This window comes from Halorubrum sp. Atlit-8R, assembly GCF_003666025.1.
In the GTDB taxonomy this organism is placed as follows: Archaea; Halobacteriota; Halobacteria; order Halobacteriales; family Haloferacaceae; genus Halorubrum; species Halorubrum salinarum.
This window is the reverse complement of the sequence record NZ_QPLV01000054.1, coordinates 1-467: the sequence shown is the minus strand read 5'-3', so window position 1 is coordinate 467 and position 467 is coordinate 1. Positions and strand designations below refer to the sequence as shown.

Here is a 467-nt window from a genome sequence, read left to right as displayed (position 1 = left end):
CTTCAAAGACGTCCTATTCACCGACGAGACAGAAACCCCGGTGAACGTGCTCACCGGCGAGACACCGGCACATTCGCAAGCAACCGTCGAGGAAGCGAAGGAGTTCGCTGCGAGTATCGCCACGGAGACGCCTCAGATCGCGCTCCCCGCATCCGTCGAGTCGCAGGTCGAAACACAGAGCAAGCCCTACACGGCGGCCGCATTCTTCCACTTCAAGGCGACTGGCTCGCTCGAACGCCACCGCGCCTACAAGTCGGGCGCGTTCGCAGTCGACTTCGAGGCTGACTACGCATCGGGCGACCTGACTATTATTGTCGACTGAGTGGAAGTGGCCTGAAAGCGAGAATACAACCCTGTACCTCAACACGCGATACCGCTCGAAACCAACATTCGTCCTGACGGCCGCCTCCACCAATCCGAGCGGATAGCAACATGTTGACCGCAACTCCCATTCTATTACCAAGACG

General features: G+C 58.7%; 1 protein-coding gene. It reads left to right on the top strand.

Going from position 1 to position 467, the window contains the following annotated elements:
* A partial coding sequence (locus tag DVK05_RS16550) for a hypothetical protein (RefSeq protein WP_121564962.1) occupies positions 1-322 on the top strand: 322 nt, incomplete at its 5' end.
* Between the last annotated feature and the right edge of the window lie 145 nt (positions 323-467).